Origin of the sequence: Mesorhizobium sp. M0292 (genome assembly GCF_040321695.1) — a bacterium.
In the GTDB taxonomy this organism is placed as follows: domain Bacteria; phylum Pseudomonadota; class Alphaproteobacteria; order Rhizobiales; family Rhizobiaceae; genus Mesorhizobium.
In genome coordinates this window covers 1-20224 of the sequence record NZ_JAMYSB010000020.1, presented here as the reverse complement: position 1 = coordinate 20224, position 20224 = coordinate 1, and the positions used below count along the sequence as shown (strand labels likewise).

General features: G+C 63.4%; 12 protein-coding genes and 1 tRNA gene. 9 read left to right on the top strand and 4 right to left on the bottom strand.

From position 1 onward, the window contains the following. Window positions 1-21: 21 nt before the first annotated feature. The 3 genes from NKI96_RS24705 to NKI96_RS24695 are packed head-to-tail and all read left to right on the top strand — an operon-like array spanning window position 22 to window position 2260. On the top strand, window positions 22-363 hold the full coding sequence (locus NKI96_RS24705; RefSeq protein WP_023672950.1) for a cupin domain-containing protein: 342 nt from the start codon (window positions 22-24) through the stop codon (window positions 361-363). Window positions 364-386: 23 nt separating this feature from the next. Then, window positions 387-731 (top strand): cupin domain-containing protein, encoded by a 345-nt coding sequence (locus NKI96_RS24700; protein ID WP_023672951.1) that lies wholly within the window; start codon window positions 387-389, stop codon window positions 729-731. Window positions 732-751: 20 nt separating this feature from the next. Then, the gene (locus tag NKI96_RS24695; RefSeq protein WP_023692049.1) at window positions 752-2260 is read left to right on the top strand and encodes an aldehyde dehydrogenase family protein; all 1509 of its coding nucleotides are present in this window, start codon (window positions 752-754) and stop codon (window positions 2258-2260) included. Between the two features lie 55 nt (window positions 2261-2315). Here NKI96_RS24695 and NKI96_RS24690 read toward each other — a convergent pair whose 3' ends face one another. Beyond that, a complete protein-coding gene (locus NKI96_RS24690; RefSeq protein WP_031197668.1) occupies window positions 2316-2864 on the bottom strand; it encodes an invasion associated locus B family protein in 549 nt (182 codons plus the stop codon). Between the two features lie 262 nt (window positions 2865-3126). On the opposite strand from NKI96_RS24690, the gene NKI96_RS24685 reads away from it, so the two are divergent. The 5 genes from NKI96_RS24685 to NKI96_RS24665 all read left to right on the top strand — a co-directional run bounded on the left by NKI96_RS24685 (window position 3127) and on the right by NKI96_RS24665 (window position 17698). After that, complete coding sequence (locus NKI96_RS24685; protein WP_352806721.1) at window positions 3127-15465, top strand: hypothetical protein; 12339 nt, start codon at window positions 3127-3129, stop codon at window positions 15463-15465. 117 nt (window positions 15466-15582) lie between these two features. Next, window positions 15583-16089, top strand: coding sequence for a phage tail protein (locus NKI96_RS24680; RefSeq protein WP_023672955.1), 507 nt, complete (start codon window positions 15583-15585; stop codon window positions 16087-16089). 12 nt (window positions 16090-16101) lie between these two features. After that, entirely contained in the window at window positions 16102-16623 is a 522-nt protein-coding gene (locus NKI96_RS24675; protein ID WP_023672956.1) for a phage tail protein, read from the top strand. A gap of 9 nt (window positions 16624-16632) precedes the next feature. After that, a complete protein-coding gene (locus NKI96_RS24670; RefSeq protein WP_023686661.1) occupies window positions 16633-17160 on the top strand; it encodes a phage tail protein in 528 nt (175 codons plus the stop codon). 10 nt (window positions 17161-17170) lie between these two features. Beyond that, window positions 17171-17698, top strand: coding sequence for a GNAT family N-acetyltransferase (locus tag NKI96_RS24665; RefSeq protein ID WP_023833000.1), 528 nt, complete (start codon window positions 17171-17173; stop codon window positions 17696-17698). A gap of 15 nt (window positions 17699-17713) precedes the next feature. On the opposite strand, the gene NKI96_RS24660 is transcribed toward NKI96_RS24665, so the two are convergent. Together NKI96_RS24660 and NKI96_RS24655 are read right to left on the bottom strand one after the other, a co-directional pair. Then, window positions 17714-18292: a 2OG-Fe(II) oxygenase gene (locus NKI96_RS24660; RefSeq protein ID WP_023672959.1), complete on the bottom strand. Its 579-nt coding sequence runs from the start codon at window positions 18290-18292 to the stop codon at window positions 17714-17716. A 72-nt stretch (window positions 18293-18364) separates the two neighbouring features. Then, window positions 18365-18634 (bottom strand): DUF6916 family protein, encoded by a 270-nt coding sequence (locus tag NKI96_RS24655; RefSeq protein ID WP_023672960.1) that lies wholly within the window; start codon window positions 18632-18634, stop codon window positions 18365-18367. A gap of 238 nt (window positions 18635-18872) precedes the next feature. Between NKI96_RS24655 and NKI96_RS24650 the strand changes: the two genes are divergently transcribed. After that, a complete protein-coding gene (locus NKI96_RS24650; RefSeq protein WP_023685704.1) occupies window positions 18873-19667 on the top strand; it encodes a SapC family protein in 795 nt (264 codons plus the stop codon). Between the two features lie 319 nt (window positions 19668-19986). Here NKI96_RS24650 and NKI96_RS24645 read toward each other — a convergent pair. Next, a tRNA-Met gene (locus NKI96_RS24645) sits at window positions 19987-20063 on the bottom strand. Window positions 20064-20224 lie beyond the last annotated feature (161 nt).

Here is a 20224-nt window from a genome sequence, read left to right as displayed (position 1 = left end):
ACAGCAACGGAGCTTCCCAATATGCCGACACCGCACTGGCCAAAGGCCTCGACCGTGAAACTGGAGGACTGGGGCGGGGGCAGCAACACGCTTGCCGGCTCGCCGCGCGCCTCGGGCAGGATCCTCTCGCAGAACCCGGACGGCTCAAGCGAATGCGGCCTGTGGTCGTGCACGCCAGGCAGCCGCAAGGTTACCTTTGCCGCCGACGAGTTCTGCCATTTCCTGTCGGGCCGCGGGACCTATGTCCGCGAGAATGGCGAAGAGATCCCGGTCGAGGCCGGCATGCTGGTGTTCTTCCCCGCCGGCTGGGCCGGCACCTCCACCATCACGCAAACACTGACCAAGGCCTTCATGTGCCGCTGAGCACTTTTTTAAAGGAAATCGCCATGACCACGCCCATCATGCAATCCCCACTTGCCATCACCGACCTCGTCGACTGGGGCGTCATCCCGACCATGATCGAGGGCGTGTCCCACACCTCGGGCAAGCTGCTCTACAAGGGGCCGGAGGGCCGTTCGGAATGCGGCCTGTGGGTCTGCACCCCCGGCAAATGGCACTGCCATGTCACCCGCGACGAGTTCTGCCACTTCCTCGAGGGCCGCTGCACCTATGTGCACGAATCGGGCGAGGTCATCCAGATCGAGCCGGACACGGCGGCGTTCTTTCCTCAGAATTGGAAAGGCGTCTGCACCGTCCATGAGACCATCAAGAAGGTCTACATGATCCGCTGAGCGGACCTGAAAGGATGACCATGCAATTCTCCGCTGACCGACCGGCTTTCTTCGTCAATCCGGACTACCGGCCGATGACCGGCACGGCAAAACCGGTGATCGATCCGGCGACGCTGGAGACCGTCGGCTCGATCTCCGCCGCAACGGACGGTGAGATCGATGCGGTGCTGTGTGCCGCAACCACGGCACAAGCCGCCTGGAAGAAGCTCGATGCCAAGAGCAGGGCCAAACACCTGCACGCCGTCGCCAACGCTATCGAGGCGGCAGACTTCACCCGCTGCGCAGAGCTGATGGTGCGCGAGATGGGCAAGCCTTATCCCGAAGCGATCGGCGAGATCGCCAATTGCGCACCGATCTTCCGCTACTACGCCGAGATGGCGCGCGACGATGCCGGCAAGATCGCCGGCACGACCCAGGCCGGTTCGTTCCAGTATGCGCGCTACGAGCCGTATGGCGTCTCCGTCCACATCATGCCCTACAACTTCCCGATCCTGCTGATGTGCTGGACCGTTGCGGCCTCGCTTGCCGCCGGCAATGGCTGCATCATCAAGCCGGCCGAAGCCACGACGCTGTCGACACTCGATTACATGACCGTGTTCCGCTCGCTGCCCGAAGGGCTGGTCTCCTGCCTGCCCGGCACGGCCGCCACCGCGCAGGCGCTGATCGCCTCCGAGCGCACCCACGCTGTCGCCTTCACCGGCTCGTTCGCCGCCGGCAAAGCCGTGGCAGTCGCCTGCGCCGAGCGCATGAAGCCTTGCGTCATCGAAGCCGGCGGCAGCGATCCGCTGATCATCAGCGAGCACGCGCCGCTGGAGGTGGCCGCTGCCGGCAGCGTCACCGCAGCCTTCCACCTGACCGGCCAGGTCTGCACCTCGGCCGAACGCTTCTTTGTCGTCGACTCGGTTCACGATCGCTTCGTCGAGCTGTTCGCCGAGGAGACGCGGGCGCTGCGCATCGGCAATGGCATGGACAAGACCGAGATCGGCCCGCTGGTCAGCGAAGCCGCCCGGGCGAAAGTGATGCGGCTGGTCGATGATGCTATCAGCAACGGCGCTATAGCCGTTGCCGGCGGGCGCATTCCGCCGGCGCACAACACTGGCTGGTTCTACGAGCCAACGATCCTGACCGGCGTCACCCCCGATATGGCGATCGTACGCGAAGAGTGTTTCGGACCGGTCGCCGCGATCTGCCGCGTCAAGGATTTCGACGAGGCGATCCGGCTTGCCAATGACAGCCCGTTCGGCCTCGGCGCCTCGGTGTTCACCACCGACCTCGCCGAGGCGCATGAGGCGGCCGAGCGGCTCGAGGCCGGCATGGTCTGGGTCAACAACCCGCTGATCGACAATGACGCCTTGCCCTTCGGCGGCTGGAAGGCATCAGGCCTTGGCCGCGAGCTGGGACGCCAGGGACTCGACGCCTTCCGACGCTCCAAGATGGTCATCATCGACCACAGACCGGCGATCCAGGACTGGTGGTACCCTTACCCCGACAGCTGGTTCCGCGAGACAGGCGGCCGCAAGCACGTGTGAGCCCGGCCAGTCCAAAACGTAAGCTGATGCTTACGCATCTGCCGAGATAGGCCGGCTATTTCAACGCTTGAAGCTTGTCGATCGCGGCAGTGAATCCGGCAAGCGAGACCGGAATGGTCACCGGCTTGCGCGTCACCGACTCCATGCCGATGTTCAGGTTGGTTCCCGATTTCATCGCCTTGACGAGGTCCGCCGACAAAGGGGTCGCGGCATAGGCGCCGTTCTGGTCGCTGGTCTGGATGGCGATGGTCGTCTTCTGCCCCTGGTCGATCTGGTACGAGGCGCCGGAAGGCAGGAACAGCCCGTGCGGCAAGGCCAGCAGCATGGCGAGGTTGCCGTTGCCATTGTCGCGGCGAACCGTAACGGTAAGAACGCGCTGCCCCGTCTTGGCCTCGGTAAGGTTTTGGGAGACCTGGCATTGAAGCTCGGTGCCGGCCGATCCGCTGGCGCAGTTTAGCGCCCACGGATTGCCTTCTGCAGGCTTCGTCTCGGCAGATTTGGTTGACTTCGGCTCTTCGGCAAGCACCGACCCTGCCGACACAACCAGCCATAGCGCGCCGACCCAGGCGGCCCGCCCACAAACGGTTCTCAGCAATGAAGCCACCCGATCCTCGTCGTGTCAGGGTTTCGCCGAGCGCGTTGATACAACAGCCGAGCCTGGCGGGGAAGCCAATACGGTACATGAGCGTCGGCTAAATTACTGTTGCTGGATTACCACAATAAACAACTTTGAAATCTTGTATGTGTAAAGCAAACGATCGATGCTCGCTATACACTGGGATTCGGATAGTATTATCGACGGAGCGTGTACTCGTCGGGGTTCGCAAGGGATGGAGACGACCGAGAAAACTCGGCAGATCAATGACATGGCGACGCACGGAAGAAGGTTCCGGGCGAATACCAAGTATCGCCGGTCAGGTTTTTCCAGACATCTCTGGAAGACGACTGCGCTGTCCACTCTGGCACTTGCCCTTTCCGGCATAGCCGCCCATGCCGGCGACACCGGACTGTGGCAGCCGCAGGTCCGCGCCATCATCGGCGCCAACAACAATGGCGGCAACACGGCGATCGAGGGTTTCCTGCCGCTGAAGCAGAACCTCGAATCCGTTCTCTTTCTCGATGTGCGCTCGAAATACGATTTCGACGACGGCTTCGGCCAGGACGTCGCCCTCGGCGTTCGCCGCATCGTCAATCCGGATCTGATGATCGGCGGCTACGCCTATCTCAACATCCAGAACCACGACAGTCACCAGTTCGTCGCCTCGACGCTCGGCCTCGAGGCCATCACCTCAAAATACGATGCGCACGTAAACGTCTATCTGCCGATCAGCGGCGACCGCAGCACGGCCGGGCAAGAGTCGAGCCTGTCGCTGGTCGGTCATCAGCTGATCGAGCAGATATCGGCCATCGCCCACCGCGATTACGCGGCCTGGGGCATCGAGGGCGAGGTCGGCGTTCAGGTGCCGCTCAACCTGCCCGAGAACCATTCACTGCGTTTCGATGTCGGCGCCTACCATTTCGGCGATCCCGACGGCGACGACGGCAGCATCACCGGCGCCAAGGCCGGCCTGGAATATTCCATCGGCGACGTCATCGGCAAAGGCACGTCGCTGACCTTCACCGGCGAGGTGCGCAACGACAACCGCGATGACACCCAGTTCGCCGGCAGCATCCGGCTGACGGTGCCGCTCAACGCTTTCGACAAGGGCTCGTCTTCGGCCGATGACGGCGCCGAGCCGGTCTATCCGGTCAGCCCCGGCCTGCGCAAACGCGTTAACGAGCGCGTGCGTGGCGATATCGGCGTTCGCATCGAGAGCCAGGACAAAGTTACCGGCACGTCGACGCGGGTGGCGATCAATGCCGCCACCAACACGGCATTCGGCCAGTTCTTCTTTGCCGATGGTGACAACGACGCGCTCGGCCTCGGCACGATCGGCGACCCGACCACGCTCGACAATGCGGTCGCCGGCGCCGGCGCGAACGGCGTCGTCGTCGCGCTCGGCGGCAAGGGCAACATTACGACAGCCGGTGTGACGCTCGCCAACGGCCAGACCGTCATCGGCGGTGGCGGGGGCGTCCAGGCGCGGCTCGTCGACGGCAGCATCGGCACCTACAATTTCGGCGGCTCCAACGGCACCCTCCAGGGCACCAACCCCGCCAACAACGTCCTGACGCTCGCCAATGGCAACACGCTGAGCGGCATCATCATCACCGGCGGCAAGGACGGCATCTTCGGCAACAACATCGCCGGCGCCACGCTGACCAACGTCACGGTCACCGGCACCGGCGGCCACGGCGCCGACTTCACCGGCACCTCGACCGGCGTCAATGGTTCGAACTTCACCGCGACCGGCAACGGCCTCGACGGACTGCATATCGAAGGCGACGGCACCTATAACTTCACCGGCACGACGCTGCTGCAGGGCAACGGCGACGACGGCCTGGATATAACCGGCCACGGCACCTACACTTTCGCCACCCTCAACGCGCTCGACAACAACGATGCCGGCATTACCGTGAAGGGCACCGGGGTCGCCGGCTCGATCACCATCAACGGCGGCCAGGTGTCGGGCAACAAGGCGCTCGGCGACGACGGGGTCGGTGTCTTCATCGATCCGATCACCGCCCATATCGTGCTGGATTCGATCACCCAGACCGGCGGCGCATCGGGCGTCGTGCTCGAGAATCTTTCGGGCAGCTTCACCGTCAACGGCGCGACGACGATCTCGAACACGACCGGACCGGCCATCGCGATCACGGATTCGCCGGCCGCGATCCGCTTCGGCGACATCGACATCACCAATCCCGGCACCGACGGCATGGTGTTTGCGGGCGCCAACACATCAATAATTGCCGGCAACATCGTCATTGCTGGCCTCGGCTCCGGCGTCGGCCTCGATTTCTCCGGCAGCCAGACGAATTTCACCGCGCAGTCGCTCAACATCACTGGCACAGGCGCCGCCGGCTCGATCGGCATCGATCTGTCTTCCCCGAGCGCGGGCGGGGCAACGATCGTCATCACCGATGGCGGCGCGATCGCCAATGTCGACACCGGCGTGCGCTTCGGCATTTCCGGCTCGCCGGCCAATTCGGCCAATGCCCAATTCAGTTTCGGCGGCGGCTCGATTGCCGGCATCACCGCCTCCCTCGACGCGCGGGGGCTCAACCAGACGCTCGGGCTCTATGCTTTCGGCTCGACGACCTTCAGCGGCCCGCAGCTGTTCGACCAGCAGAATGTGATTTTCGTCGGCGGCGTCGGATCATTGGGTGACGGCTCTTCCACGTCTAGTCTGCTTGCGATTAACCAGGCTGACCTTATCACCAACGGCACCGCGATCTTCGTGCTGGTCAATGACGGGACGCCCATCGACGCCTCTGGCGGCTTCTCGCTGAGTGCCGGACAGACAATGGCTTCGTTCGGCAACGGGCGTACTTTCTCGCTCGGCGGCATTCCCGTCAACGTCACCGGTGACAACGTCAAGCATGACCAGGTCGTCTCGGATCCAGGCGGCGCAGCCACGCTGACCAATACCGGCACCGGCGACGCCGTGACGCTGGCCAACAACACGTCGCTGCTCGACTTCAACATCGCCGGTGTGGCGAACGGCAATGGCGTGCATGGCAGCGGCGTCAGCAATGTCACGATGTCGGGGCTGAATGTTTCAGGCGCCAGCCTGAACGGCGTGCTGTTCGATGGCGCCATCAACAATGTTTCCGCCGACAATTTGAACTCAAGCGGCAATACCGGCAGCGGCCTGCTCATCGACAATGGTGGCGGAACTTACAGTTTCACCGGCACGACGACACTCTCGAACAATACCGGCCACGGCCTGTTCATCGTCAGCGGCGGAAACTATGGATTCGAGACGCTCGATGCAAAGGACAATGGCGGCTTAGGCATCTTCGTCAACTCGACGGGCGGCGGAAGCCTGACGACGACCGGCGGCACGGTTTCGGGCAACGGCCTCCAGGCCGTCTATGTCGTCACTTTCGGGCTTATCAACCCGATGGCGCTCAATGTCACGCTGGACATGGTGAGCCAGTCCGGCGGACAGAGTGGAATCGGCCTGGGCAACGTCGGCGGCAATTTCTCCGTTACCGGCACGACGACGACCTCCAACACCCTTTTCGACGGCATTTTCATCACAAACAGCGCCGCCACGGTTGATTTCGGCGGCGCGGCCACCATCACCCAGCCATCGCGCGACGGCATCTCGATCAACAACAGTTCCGGCGCCACCACGTTCGGCACGGTGACGATCAACCAGGCCGGCGTGAACGGGATCCTCCTCAATGGCAATTCCGGCGCGGTAACGTTCGGCGACGCCAGCATCGGCCAGCCGACCCAGAGCGGCATCGACGTCCAGGGCGCCAACGGCACGATCAGCTTCGCCAACATCGACATCACCGGCCTGCCCACAGGCAAGACCGGGCTCGACCTGTCGGGCAGCCAGTCGACCTTCACCGCCACGTCGCTCGACATTGCCGGAGCTGGCACTTCCAAGGGCATCGACCTTTCCGGCACCACCGGCGGCTCGGTGACGATCGGCACCGGTGTGATCTCCGCCGGCACCGGCGTCCAGATGGGCACCAACGGCGCGGCAGGCACCAGCGCAAACACGACCTTCTCGTTCGGCGCCGGTGTCGGCACCAGTTCGATCACCGGGACGACCGCCTCGCTCGACATGCGCGGCCTGCTAGCCGGCAACGGCACCTATGCCTTCAACGCCACCCATCTGGTCGGCCCGCAGCTGTTCGACACCGCCAACGTCATCTTCGTCGGCGCAGCAAACACCGGGACCGGCTCCGGCGCGAGCGTTGGCGACCTTATCAACGCCGACGCCGCCGACGGTCTGACGACCGACGCCAACACCATCTTCGTCCTTGTCAACAACGGCGCTGGAACCATCAACACCGATGCCGACGGCTTCACGCTTGCCGACGGCCAGCAGATCGTCTCCTTCGCCAACGGCAACACCGTCGCTCTCGGCGGGCCGCCGGCCAACGTCACCGGCGCCGAGGTGGTTACTTCGGGCACCCAGGTCGATCCGTTCGGCAATGGCGCCGCCACTCTCAACAACTCGGCCGGCAGCACCATCGATCTCGCCAACGGCAACCGCGTCGCCGACCTCAGCGTCAGCAATGCGGGTTCGGGCTCGGCGATCAACGGATCGAATGTAAACGCGGCCACCATCACCGGGGTGACGATCAGCAGCGCCGTAACCGGCATCGACCTGACCGGCGCAACGGGTGCGATCAACATCACCAACACGACGATGGGCGGCGTCAGCGGCACCGGCCTGCTGGCCAGCAACTTCGGCGGCACCGGCACCTTCAACAATTTGGATATCACCGGCGCCGGTATCGGCGTCAGCGTCACGGGCGGTTCCACGGGCACGCTGACCTTCGACAATGCGAGTTCGATCGCCGGCACGACGGGCACGGCGCTCAGCATTCTTGGAGCAACGCCTAACCTCACCTACAACGGCATCATCAATCAGACGAGTGCCGCGAGCGCGGTCATGATCAGCGGCATGACCGGCGGCTCCGCCACCTTCGCCGGCCAAATCACCGCCAGCACCGGCGCGGCCAACGCCATCGACCTGACCGGCAATGCCGGCGGCACGATCAATTTCACCGGCGGGCTCGACCTCACCACCGATGGCGGCCTTGCCTTCAGCGCCATCAATGGCGGCACGCTCACCGTCACCGGCACCAACACGACCGCATCTGGGCTCGGCCCTGTCGAAAACGGCATCCATCTCGGTGGCGCCGGCGGTTTGACCATCGGCGCAGGCGGCGTCATTTTCCACAGCGTCACCGTCGACGGCTCAGGCGGCGCCGTGCAGACCGGCATCCTCATCGAAAACACCAGCGGCGGCAGCGTCACCTTCGGCGCTGTCGACATCAATCGCGTCAATGGCGACGCCATCCGCCTCACCAACGTGGCCAACGCCGTTACCTTCAATGGCACGACGACGATCGACACGGTTGTTGGCGGTGGCCCCGGCTTCGTGGTGCAAGGCAGCGCCGCGACGGTCAATGTCAACAATCTGGTGACGACGCTGGTTTCGGGCGACGACGTCAGCCTGACCAACAACACCGGCACGATCAACATCGGCGGCACCATCACCGGTTCCGGCACCGGCAACGGCGTCGTGGTTTTTGGCGGCAGCGCCGCGATCACGGTCTCGGCCAACATCTCCAGCTCGGCAACAGCACCAGGCACGGCGGTCAAGATCGACGGCACCATCGGCGGCTCGGCCCAGTTCAGCGGCAGCGTCACGTCGACCGGCACCGGAAATCTGTTCGCCATCGGCTCGACATTGCCCCCGGCAGGCGGTGCGTTCAGCTTCACCGGCCCGACCCTGTCGGCAAGCGGTGGCGGCGGCGCGGTGGTCGGTGGCCTGATCGGCACCGCAACGTTGAATGTTACCACCCCGCTATCGATCACCAATGCCTTGGGCACCGGCCTGTCCGTCTCCGGTGTCGCGAGCACCGCATCGGCAACCTTCGGGGCGGTGACCGTGACGGGCGCCGGCGGCATCGGCATCAACACTGTCGGCAATGCCGGCCCGGTGACCTTCGGCACGACCCAGGTCACGCTGGGCACCACGAGCGGCACTGCCGGCATCAACTTCGCCGGCACCAACAACGATGTCAGCTTCGGCACGACCACCATCGACGATGTCGGCGCCAACCAGACCGGCATCGACTTCAGCGGCTCCTCGACGACGGCCGATTTCGGCCTGACGACGATCACCGGCCTGGGCGACCTGACCTCGCGCGGCATCGACCTGTCGTCGACCACCGGCAACAAGGTCATCACCTTCCTGCAGGGCTCGAAGATCGACAATGTCGGCATCGGCGTCGAATTGTCGTCCGGCCAGACCACGGCGACCTCCGCCAATGCCAACTTCACCTTCGGCGACGGCGATTCGACCGACGGGCTGGAATCCTTCATCATCGCCGCCGCCGGCGGCTTCACCGTCAACACGGTCGGTCTCGATCCGACGCTCGGCAACTACGATTTCGACGACGTGTTCTTCACCGGCAGCGCCAACCTCGCCACCGCGCCCGGTTCGATCACGCTGGTCTCGCAGTCGGGCGGCTTCATCGCCGCCGGCACGACCGGCAATCTCAGCATGGGCGTCAACACCATTTCGCTCGCCGCCGCCGATGCGCTGACCGGCACGCAGAACTTCGCCTTCGTCGGCACGATCAATCTCGGCGCCACCGCCTTCACGCTCGATTCCGGCCAGACGATCACCGGCTTCGGCAACAGCAATGTGGTTTCGACCGGCACGATCCAGCCGGCCAACGTCCAGGGCAATCTTGGCGCCACCGGCGGCAACATCACCGGCGACGAGGCCGTGGTCAGCGGGACGGCCAACCTGATGCAATTGCTCGGCGACAACGCCGTGCGCCACACCGCTTTCGACTTCAGCAGCGCGACCGGTGCCGCCTTCCTCATCGATCAGAGCGCGGTCGGCTTCAGCAATGCCAGCGGCATCACCATCGAAGGCGTGACGATCAGCAACGTCGCCGCTAGTCAGACGGCCATCCAGGTCGCCGGCCTCAACGGCAATCTGTCGATCATCAACAACAACATCAACGTTGCCGGCACGCTGATCGACGTCAACGGCGGCACCGGCACCATTTCGGTGTCGCGCGGCATCCTGCCCAACAGCGCCACTCCGGGAACGCTGACCGGTGGCGGCATCAATATCGCCAACCGCACCGGCGGCGCGGTGACCTTCACCGACCAGGTGACGATCACCGGCGGCAACGGCGTTTCGATTTCGGGCGGCAGCGCGGCAGCTGCGGTCAACTTCAATGGCGGCCTCGACATCACGACATCGTTGGCCACCGGCCTCAGCCTTTCGGGACTGAATGGCCTCACCGTCGCCAATGCCGGTTCGACGACGATCAACGCCACGGGCCAGACCGCGCTGTCGCTGCAAGGCACACTCGGCGCCGGCGGTGTCAATTTCGACAGCATCACCTCGAGCGGCGCCACCAGCGGCATCATCCTCAACGGCGTCACCGGGGCGGTGAATGTCTCCGGCGCAACCAGCATCACCGGCACCGGCAGCTTCGGCATCGACGTCACCGGCGCCAACACCGGCACGTTCACCTTCAACACGGTGACGGTGAACAACGTCGCGACGACCGGCGGCGGCATCAACTGGGTCAGCGGCAACCTCAACATCGCCGGCCTCGCCAACATCGACACGAGCAGCGGCGTCGGCTTCTCGCAAAGCGCCGGCACGGTGAACTTCCTCAACGGCCTGACCATCGATACCACCAGCGGCACCGGCATTGTCGGGACCGGTGGCGTTATGGGCATCACCGCTTCCGCTGCAGCCCAGACGGTAAATTCGACCAGCGGCCAGGCGATCAACCTCATCAACGTCGCCGCCAGCATTGCGCTCGACTCGACCTCGTCGGGCGGCGGCACCAACAATGTTGGCCTGGCCAATGTCACCGGAACAGTCAGCCTCGGATCCGGCGCATTGAGCGGCGCTTCGGGCGTCGCATTCCTGCTCAATGGCAGTGCTGCGACCGTCAGCTATGGCGGCACGGTCACCAAGACCACCGCCGGCAAGATCGTCGACATCTCCGGCGTCACCGGCGGCACGGTCACACTGTCCGGCGCGCTCAGCGCCACCGGCGGTTTCGACAATGGTATTTATGTCCACGGCAACTCCGGCGGGACCATCACTCTCAGCGGTGGCACGAAGACGCTGACCACTGGCGCCAATACGGCGGTCGACTTGACGACCAACACCAGCGCGACGATCAACTTCGATACGGGTGGCCTGGTGATTACCACCACCTCCGGCACGGGCTTCAACGCCAGCGGCGGTGGCACGGTCAGCGTCGGCGCGCTCCTCAGCGACAACAGCATCACCACGACTGCCGGCGGCACCGCGTTGAACCTCAATGGCGTTACGATTGGCGCTGAGGGCATGAATTTCGACAGTGTTTCGGCCACTGCCGCCGCAACCGGCATCTCGCTGACCAATATCGCCTCGTCGGGCGGCGGCGCCATCATTCTCGGCACGGTCAACCTGCAAGGCATCACCACGCGTGGTGTCGATGTTTCCGGCGCGCTTGGCGCGGCGCTGTCCTTCAACGATCTCGACATCGGCCTGAACAGCACCACGGGCGTGGCCTTCGATCTCAACGGTGCCACCATCAATGCGGCGGTGACGGCCAATGACTTCGATGTCACCAATGCCGCCGCCGCCGGCACCTCGATAGGCGTCGACCTGCGTGGCGCCACTGGCGGCCAGACGGTACGCCTCGGCGATGCCGTTGTCGGCGGCGCCAGCTCCAGCATTGCCGGCGTCAACACCGGCGTGTTCCTCAACAGCGCCACCAACCTCGCTTTCACCTATGGCGACGGCGAATCGGCGACCGACCAGCTCTCGACCATCGGCGCCAATGTAGGCATCGACGCATCCAGTGCGCCGGTTACCGGCACCTACAATTTCCAGGATGTGAACTTCCAGTCGGCTCCCGGCCTGGGCTTCGGAGTCGGCAAGGTCTATTTCGTCGGCGCGTCCGCGACCGGTGACGGCAGCGGTCGCGACCAGAACAATCTCGCGACGCTGGCCACCGCCGAAGCAGCAGCCGTGGCGACGGACATCCTGGTTCTCGTCAACGATGGCGGCACCATCACCGCGGCAGGCAGCAATGGCAACGACACGCTGGCTCTCGCCACCGTCGAGCAGGTGCGCGGCTTCGGCAACGGCAACATCAATCTGGCGCTGACGGTGCCCTCCACCATCCAGCTCGCCAGCAACAGCATCTCGATCATCGACCAGACGCCCAATGGCGCCGCGACGCTGACGACGAGCGCCGGCAACAATGTCATCACGCTCGGCGCCAGCGGCAACATCATCGACGGCTTCATCCTGAATGGCAGCCCGGCGGGTGCCGCGCGTGGCGTCAAGGACAATGGCGCGGGTGCTGCGAATACCGTCATCAGCAACATGACCATCAGCAATTTCGCCACGCAGGGTATCGAGATTACCCCGTCGAACAGCACGACGATCAACAACGTTACTTTCTCCGGCAACGCCAGCGATGTGTGGCTGAACGCGTCCAACACCACCATCACCAACGTCACCAGCACCGGCGCCACCGGCATTGCCTTCAGGCTCGACAACACCGTCGGCACGACGACGCTGACCAACGTCAACATCACCACCGCAGCGACCGGCACCGGCATCGCCTTCGGCGGCGCGTCGGGCGCTGGCGGCACGATTGCCGGTATCAATGTCGATATATCGGGCGGCAGCGGCCTTTCGGTGACCGGCGGCAACGCGGTGATCAGCTTCGACGGCGCCAGCTCCATCATCAGCACGTCGGGCGCGGCGGCCACGATCTCGACCCGCGCTGGCGGCAGCTTCACCTTCGCCGGCTCGGTGATCGCCAACGGCGCTGCGAGCGGCATCAGCATTTCCGGCGCGACGGCGGCCAATACGGTGAGCTTCACCGGTACGGTCGATCTCGGCACCACGACGCCGATGACCGGCACCGCAGTCGCAATCAACAACGGCGCCACGGCCTCGACCGTCAGCTTCGCAAACCTCGACATCGTCACAAGCGGCACCACCGGATTCAGCGCCAGCAATGGCGGCACGGTCAATGTCACGACCGGCACGGTGAGCTCCACTTCCGCGCAGGCGGTCAACCTCAACGGCATCGCCACCACCGGCATCAATTTCACCTCGACCAATTCGACCGGCGGCACCAACAACGTGTCGCTGACCAATGTCACCGGCGCCGGCACTGTCAGCCTCGGCTCCGGTGCGCTCGGCGGCGCGACCGGCGCGGCCTTCCTGGTCACCGGCGGCTCGGCCAATGTCAGCTATGCCGGCTCGGTCACCAAGACCACGGCCGGAAACGTCGTCAGCATCTCCACCCGTACCGCCGGCACCACGACATTGTCGGGCACTCTCAGCGCCACCAGCGGCGTGGCCAACGGGATCCTCGTCAACGCCAACACCGGCGGCACGATCAACTTCTCCAGCGCCAGCAAGATACTGACCACCGGAGCCAACAATGCCGTCGACCTGACGGCGAACACCAACACGGCGGTCAACTTCACCGGCGGCGGCCTAGCCATCACCACCACCTCCGGCACCGGCTTCAACGCCACGAGCAACGGTACTGGCACCGTGACCGTTATCGGCTCGGGCAACACGATTTCGACCGGCAGCGGCGTCGCGGTCAACCTTGACAGCGTTGCTATCGCGGCGGGCGGCGTGACCTTCGCTTCCACAAACAAAGGCGCCGGCGGCACCAGCGCCGTCATCCTCGATTCCGTCACCGGTTCGGGAGCGATCGACCTCGGCACCGGCGCGCTGGTGGGCGGAACAAGCGCCGTGATCCGTATCGGCGATGGCCTAGGCACCGCCAACAGCGGCGGCACGGCGGCGTTCACCTATGCCGGCGCGATCACCAGCGGCAGCACCGGCCAGGCGGTCAACATCCAGGATCGCGCCCTGACCGCCGGCAACATCACCCTGTCGGGCAACATCACGCATAATGCGGCGGGCCAGATCGGCATCCTGCTGGACGACAATGTCGCCGGCATCATCACCTTCTCCGGCGCGTCGAAATCGATCACCTCGACCACGGCGGCTGGCGTCAGCCTGAGCGACAATGCCGGCGCGACGATCAACTTCACCAATGGCGGGCTGGTCATCGCCACGACCAGCGGCGCCGGTTTCAGCGCCACCGGCCCCGGTCCGGCAGCCACCACCGGCGGCACGATGACGGTGCAGGGCACCGGCAACACCATCGTGTCCGGCACGGGCACGGCCCTTAATGTCGCCAACACGACGATCGGCGCCGGCGACGTGACGTTCAGGAGCATTGCGTCCAATGGTGCAGCCAACGGCATCGTGCTCAACAACACCGGCACCAGCGGCAATCTGGTGGTGACCGGCACCGGCGCGACGGGGGGCAGCGGCGGCACGATCCAGAACTCGACCGGCGATGGCGTCAGCCTGACCGACACTCAGGATGTCAGCCTGAGCAACATGATTATCAGCGACAATGCGGGCAACGGCATAAAGGGCCTGCGCGTCAACGGTGTGGTGCTCAACGGTCTGACCCTGAACAGCAATGCCGATGCCAACACCGAGTCCGGAATCCTGTTCAACGAACTTACCGGCAACGCCTCGCACGTCACCACGTTCACCAACCTCACGGTCTCCAACTCATTCACCCATAACGTGCAGGTCATCAATTCCGGCGGCACGTTGGCGAACCTGGTGGTGAGCGGCGGCACGTTCTCGAACAACGGCGCCTCAAACAATGCCGGCAGCGACTTCATCTTCGAGGCGGACGGCGCCGGTGTCGCCGGCGCGCCGACGATGACGCTGACCGTCGACGGCGCAACCTTCACCGGCAACAACGCCTATCCCGGACCGGGAGTCATCCCTGGAACCGGTCTGTTCGTCATTGCCAATGACGGCACCGTCAACGCTCACATCGGCGAGACCACGGGAAATCTATTCAACAATCTGAACAACGGCATCAACCTTACCCAGAGCAGCAATTCCGGCGCCGGCACGGGCGGCAATCTGAATTTCACCGTCCGGAACAACACCGTCACCAACAGCGACTCGACGGCCATCAACGTGTTCAGCAGCGGCGACCTCGCACGGACGCTTGACGGCACAATCGCCAACAACGTCATCGGTACGCAAGGCGTAGCAACCTCGGGATCGCGAACCGGCAACGGCATCAGGGTTGGGCATGAAAGCCTCGGCGTCGCCAAGGTGCTGATCGACAACAACATTATCCAGAGCATCGGCGTCAACGGCATAAGCGGTGGCGACAGCGTCTCGATCACGCAGCTCGTGCAGCCGGGCACCGTGCACGCGACGGTCACCAACAACACCATTCGCGACAATGCCGACAGCCGCGGCATCACGGTCACCGCCACATTTGCCGGCGCTATCATCAATGCCGACGTTCATGCCAACACCATCACCAACGTCAACAACGCCAATGCCATCCGCTTCCTCGCGGACGGCCTCGGCGGCGCCGACGGCACGATCAACGTACCGCAGGCGAGCGAGGCCGGTATCGAAACCATCAATGGCGGGGCAACGGCGCTGACGGACACCCGGACGTTCTTCAACCAGCCGCTGCCACTGCTGCCTGCCGCGACACCGTAGTCAGCAACCTTGGATTCGTCCTAGGAAATATATTTTATGAATCTGATATCGACTTGTTGTCTTACTTAGGCATAATACAAGAATTCAGACAGTAAGCGGCCAACGGAGGGGACGGGGATGAGTGAGCCTTATTTAGGTGAAGTCAAGATCATTTCCTGGAACTATGCACCGCGCGGCTGGGCATTTTGTAACGGCCAGTTGTTGCCGCTTAACCAGAACCAGCCATTGTTCTCACTTCTTGGCACCAGGTACGGCGGCAACGGCCAGACAAATTTTGCCCTTCCGGATATGAGGGGACGTGCGCCGGTTCATACGGGCGGCCCTATCGGTGCAATTGTCGGCGGCCAGGGCGGCGAAGAGTTTCACACGCTCACGCTCGGCGAAATGCCGACACACAACCATTTCGTCAACGCATCGAACACTGCCGGCAACGTCAACAATCCATCCGGCGCGCTGTTGGGGGCGAACGCCAGCCCGATCTATCAGCCGCCTGGCAGCGCGGTGGCTATGGCGAAGGAAAACATCACTTTCGTCGGTGGCGGCCAGCCGCATGAGAACAGATCGCCCTATCTCGTCTTGAATTTCATCATTGCCCTGCAAGGCATATTCCCGTCGCGAAATTAAGAGGACGCTTCGATGAGCCAACCTTTTGTCGGCGAGATCAGGATGTTCGGTGGCAATTTCCCTCCGAATGGCTGGGCGTTCTGCCAAGGCCAGTTGATGCCGATCTCCGAGAACGAAACTTTGTTCAATCTGATCGGTACGACTTATGGCGGCGACGGGGAGGAAACATTCGCCCTGCCCAACCTCGCATCCCGCATCCCCGTCCATGCTGGCAAGGGCCCGCTGGTCAGCCAGACCTATATCATCGGAGAACTGGGCGGGGTCGAATCCGTCACTGTTTCAACCCAACAAATGCCGAACCATTCCCATACCTGGACCGGTTCGTCGAATATCGCCAAGAATCCGGGTCCGTCCGGCGGTGTCTTGGCGACATCGAGCCTGCTGACGCCCTATGTGGGTATCGCACCTGATGGCAACATGGCCGCCGGAGCCATTTCGCCGGCCGGCGGCAGCCAGCCTCACGACAATATGGTGCCGTTCCTCGCCGTCAGTTTCATCATCTCGCTATTTGGCATCTTCCCCCAGCAAAGCTAGAGACTTGCCATGACCAATCCGTTCGTCGCCGAAATTCGAATTTTTGCCGGAGATTTCGCCCCGACGGGGTGGGCGACCTGCGATGGCCAGCTCCTGCCAATCTCGCAGAATACGGCGCTGTTTTCGCTGCTGGGCACAGTTTACGGCGGCGACGGCAAGTCGACCTTCGCGTTGCCGAATATGGCTGGCTCCGCGCCCATGGGGCAAGGACAGGGCAATGGCTTGTCGGAGCGGTTTCTCGGCGAGACGGGTGGCGAAACGTCCGTCACCCTTCTGCAAACGGAAATGCCGCAACATAATCATTTTGTCGCGATATCCACCGAGAGTGGCGCCCAGGGAACTCTTACCGATGCGGTTGTTCTGGGGAAGTCGGGGGGCGGAACGCTTTATCAGAACAACACTTCGCAAAATCTGGTCCAGATGGACCCCCAGGCACTGAGCATAACGGGCAGTACGTTGCCTCACAACAACCTGCCTCCCTATCTGGCGATGACGTTCATCATTGCCATGCAAGGCGTTTATCCGGCGCGTCCGTAAGCGCCACTCCATGATCCAGCTTCCGATTGTGGACAACGGGCCTGTTATATTTTGCTGGGTGCGCGCGGCGCGGATTGATCTGACGTTCCGCCCGATGGCGGACGCCGATCTGCCGTTCCTGTCGGCGCTCTACGCCTCGACCCGCGCCGAAGAACTTGCCGTCACGCCGTGGAGCGACGCGCAGAAAACGGCGTTCCTCGACATGCAGTTTCAAGCGCAGCACGCGCATTACCAGAAATACTATCCCAACGCCGACTGGCTGGTGATCGAGCAGGCAAGGCAAGATATCGGTCGCCTGTATATCGAGCGCTCGGCGAGCGAGCATTGCATCATAGATATCGCCTTCCTGCCGGCGCATCGCGGCAAGGGGTCTGGCGGTGCGTTGCTCGCCGATCTCATCGATGAGGCCGCCGCCGTCGGCAAGTCGGTCTCGATCCATGTCGAGAAGAACAATCCAGCGCGGCGGCTCTACAAGCGCCTCGGCTTCACCGTTGCCGAGGACAAGGGCGTCTACGACCTGATGATCCGTTCGCCGTAAGGGCCGTGCCGGTCGTCACGTGCCGCGATACCAGGAGACGATGGTGAAACGTTCGTTGCACGTGACCGGGGTGACTTCATGCGTCGTTTCCGAGCGAAAGGCGACGAGAGAGCCCGGCAATGCCGGCATGGCAATGCGCAGGTCCGGGCCGCTGTAAGGCCCATGCAGGACCAGCGAGCCGCCTGCATAGCTTTCTGGCGAAGGGTTGTCCGATTGACGGTTGAGAAAGATCACCACCGAGATCTTTCGGAACCGCGACTCGTCGTGAATGAGCGGCGTGTTGCCATCCTGGTGCGGCACAAAGAAATCGCCTTGCCGATAGTGAAGGAACTGAGGTTTCTCGACCTGGCCGAGCAGCAGCCCGAAATGCCGCTCCAGAGCCGCCTTCTGCTGCGCCAACAGGGCACTCACTCGCTCTTCAGTGGCCTGCGAAACATCGGCGCGCACGGTCTTTCGGATCTCCGGCCATGCCATCTTCTGGTCGGCACGCCCCAGCAGGCCGGCCGGACGGCCCAAGGCCGCCCGAATTTCCGCGCACAGTGCGCTACACGCCGCTCCGTCAAATACGTCCGCAATCTCGATATAGTCGATCATATGTCGAGCCGCCGCGCTGCCAAATCGCCCTGATGGCCGGAGCGTCCCCGTGGCCGATCCGGTCGAAAAAAATCAGTTGAATACCGCCTCGTAAAGCCGCCCTGCCTCATCGGCAGCGATCGGCACGATGAAGATCTCATGGGCGCCGCTTTTGCCGTTGAACCGATAGATAGCCTGCGGCAGCGCCGCGTCGCGCGGCCCCCTGAACAGCAGCGTGAAGCCACCGCCGTCGCGCGGGCTGTTGGCAATGGGCTGCACCGCGCTCAGTTCCATCGTGAGCGTCTGACCGCCGGCTTCGACGGAAAAGCTCTGCCCCTGCTCGAAATCCGAAAGCGATGCCATGCGCCTGCCCTGGTTCGTCTGTCTTTCAGACGGCTCTCTTGAGATGTCTATCCCGTCAGCCAATCTCGCCGCTTCATGGCGTGCTGTCTATAGAGCTCGATCTCCAGAAGTACAAAAGAGCACGATCAAACAAACAGATAGATTTATCTTGGCCACGTAGGGTGAAGCAGCCGTCAACGCGTTGCGCACCGGCAGCCACTGGCCTAAACCGGAATGGTATAAGAGGAGAACACTAGGGATGACTGACGCGAAAACAGACACGGCCCCGGCCGGAAGCACCGCGACCAACGCGCTGCCGCTGTTCTACAAAAAACCCGAGGCGCTCAATCCGCTGCGGCACGGCTCACTCGGCCTTACGGCGCGGGCCGATTTCTCCTTTGCCCGCACCGCGCACGCCATCCCCGTCGTCGCATCGGAAATGCCGGCGGCGATGCGCTCCTATCCGATCGTTTTCATTGGCGACGCCAAGGCGCCTGTCATCATCACCGGTCTGCGCCAGGACCAGAACCTGTTCGTAGGCGCCGACGGCAAATGGGCGGAGCCGCATTACATTCCCGCCTATGTCCGCCGTTACCCCTTCATCCTCGCCGATGAATCGAAAACGACCGGCCGCCTGACGTTGTGCATCGACCGTGCCAGCGAACGCGTCGTCGAGCAGATGCCTTCGTCCAAGGACAGCGACGAGATCGCGCCCTTCTTCGACGGCAACGAGCCGGCCGAGGCCTCGAAGCAGGCGCTCGCCTTCTGCAGCCAGTTCCAGACCGACTTCAATGCGACTCGCGCCATGATCGACAAGATCGATGCGCACGGCCTGTTCGCGCCGCGGCAGAGCAAGGTGACGCTGGAGGGCGGCGAGACCCTCAACCTCACCGACTTTCAGGTGATCGACGAGCCGGCCTTCAACAAATTGAGCGACGAGGCGTTTCTCGATCTCAGGAAATCCGGCGCGCTTGCGCTGCTCTATTGCCATCTCGCCTCGAGCAACAGCTGGACCTCGCTGGTCTTCCAGGCGTCATTGCGGCGAGCTGGCTGACGCGGCCCGCGACGAAAAGCTTCGGCAAGGCGCGGGTTGTTTAAATCAACGGTTCGCGCCTTCGTACGACGATCTCTCCGCCGCTCGAATCATGCTGTTGTCGTGCAGATCGCTTGCCATGACGGGCTGGCGAACTCCCAATGCTCGACGTGTAGCTCTCGCCGAAATGCGCCGAGGCGGCATCACCCCCCGGTTCGCGGACCTGTCAATAAAGTCGAGCACGCCAGCCTTGCTGCCCTCCTCGATCGTTGAATAGCCGGTCGCGGCCATCGATCACGGTCCGAACGCAAAAAGCCCGCGTGAAGCGGGCTTTTTTTGTTGGTTGCGGGGACAGGATTTGAACCTGTGACCTTCAGGTTATGAGCCTGACGAGCTACCGGGCTGCTCCACCCCGCGTCACCTCAGGGCAAGCTCTTGCTTGCTCCGGACTCTCCAGGGCAAGCTCTTGCTTGCTCCGGACTCTCCAGGGCAAGCTCTTGCCTGCTCCGGATCTGAAGCAAGCGTTTGCTTGCTTATCTGGACGTAAGCCTGGGCCTATGAACAGGATGGCTTACAGA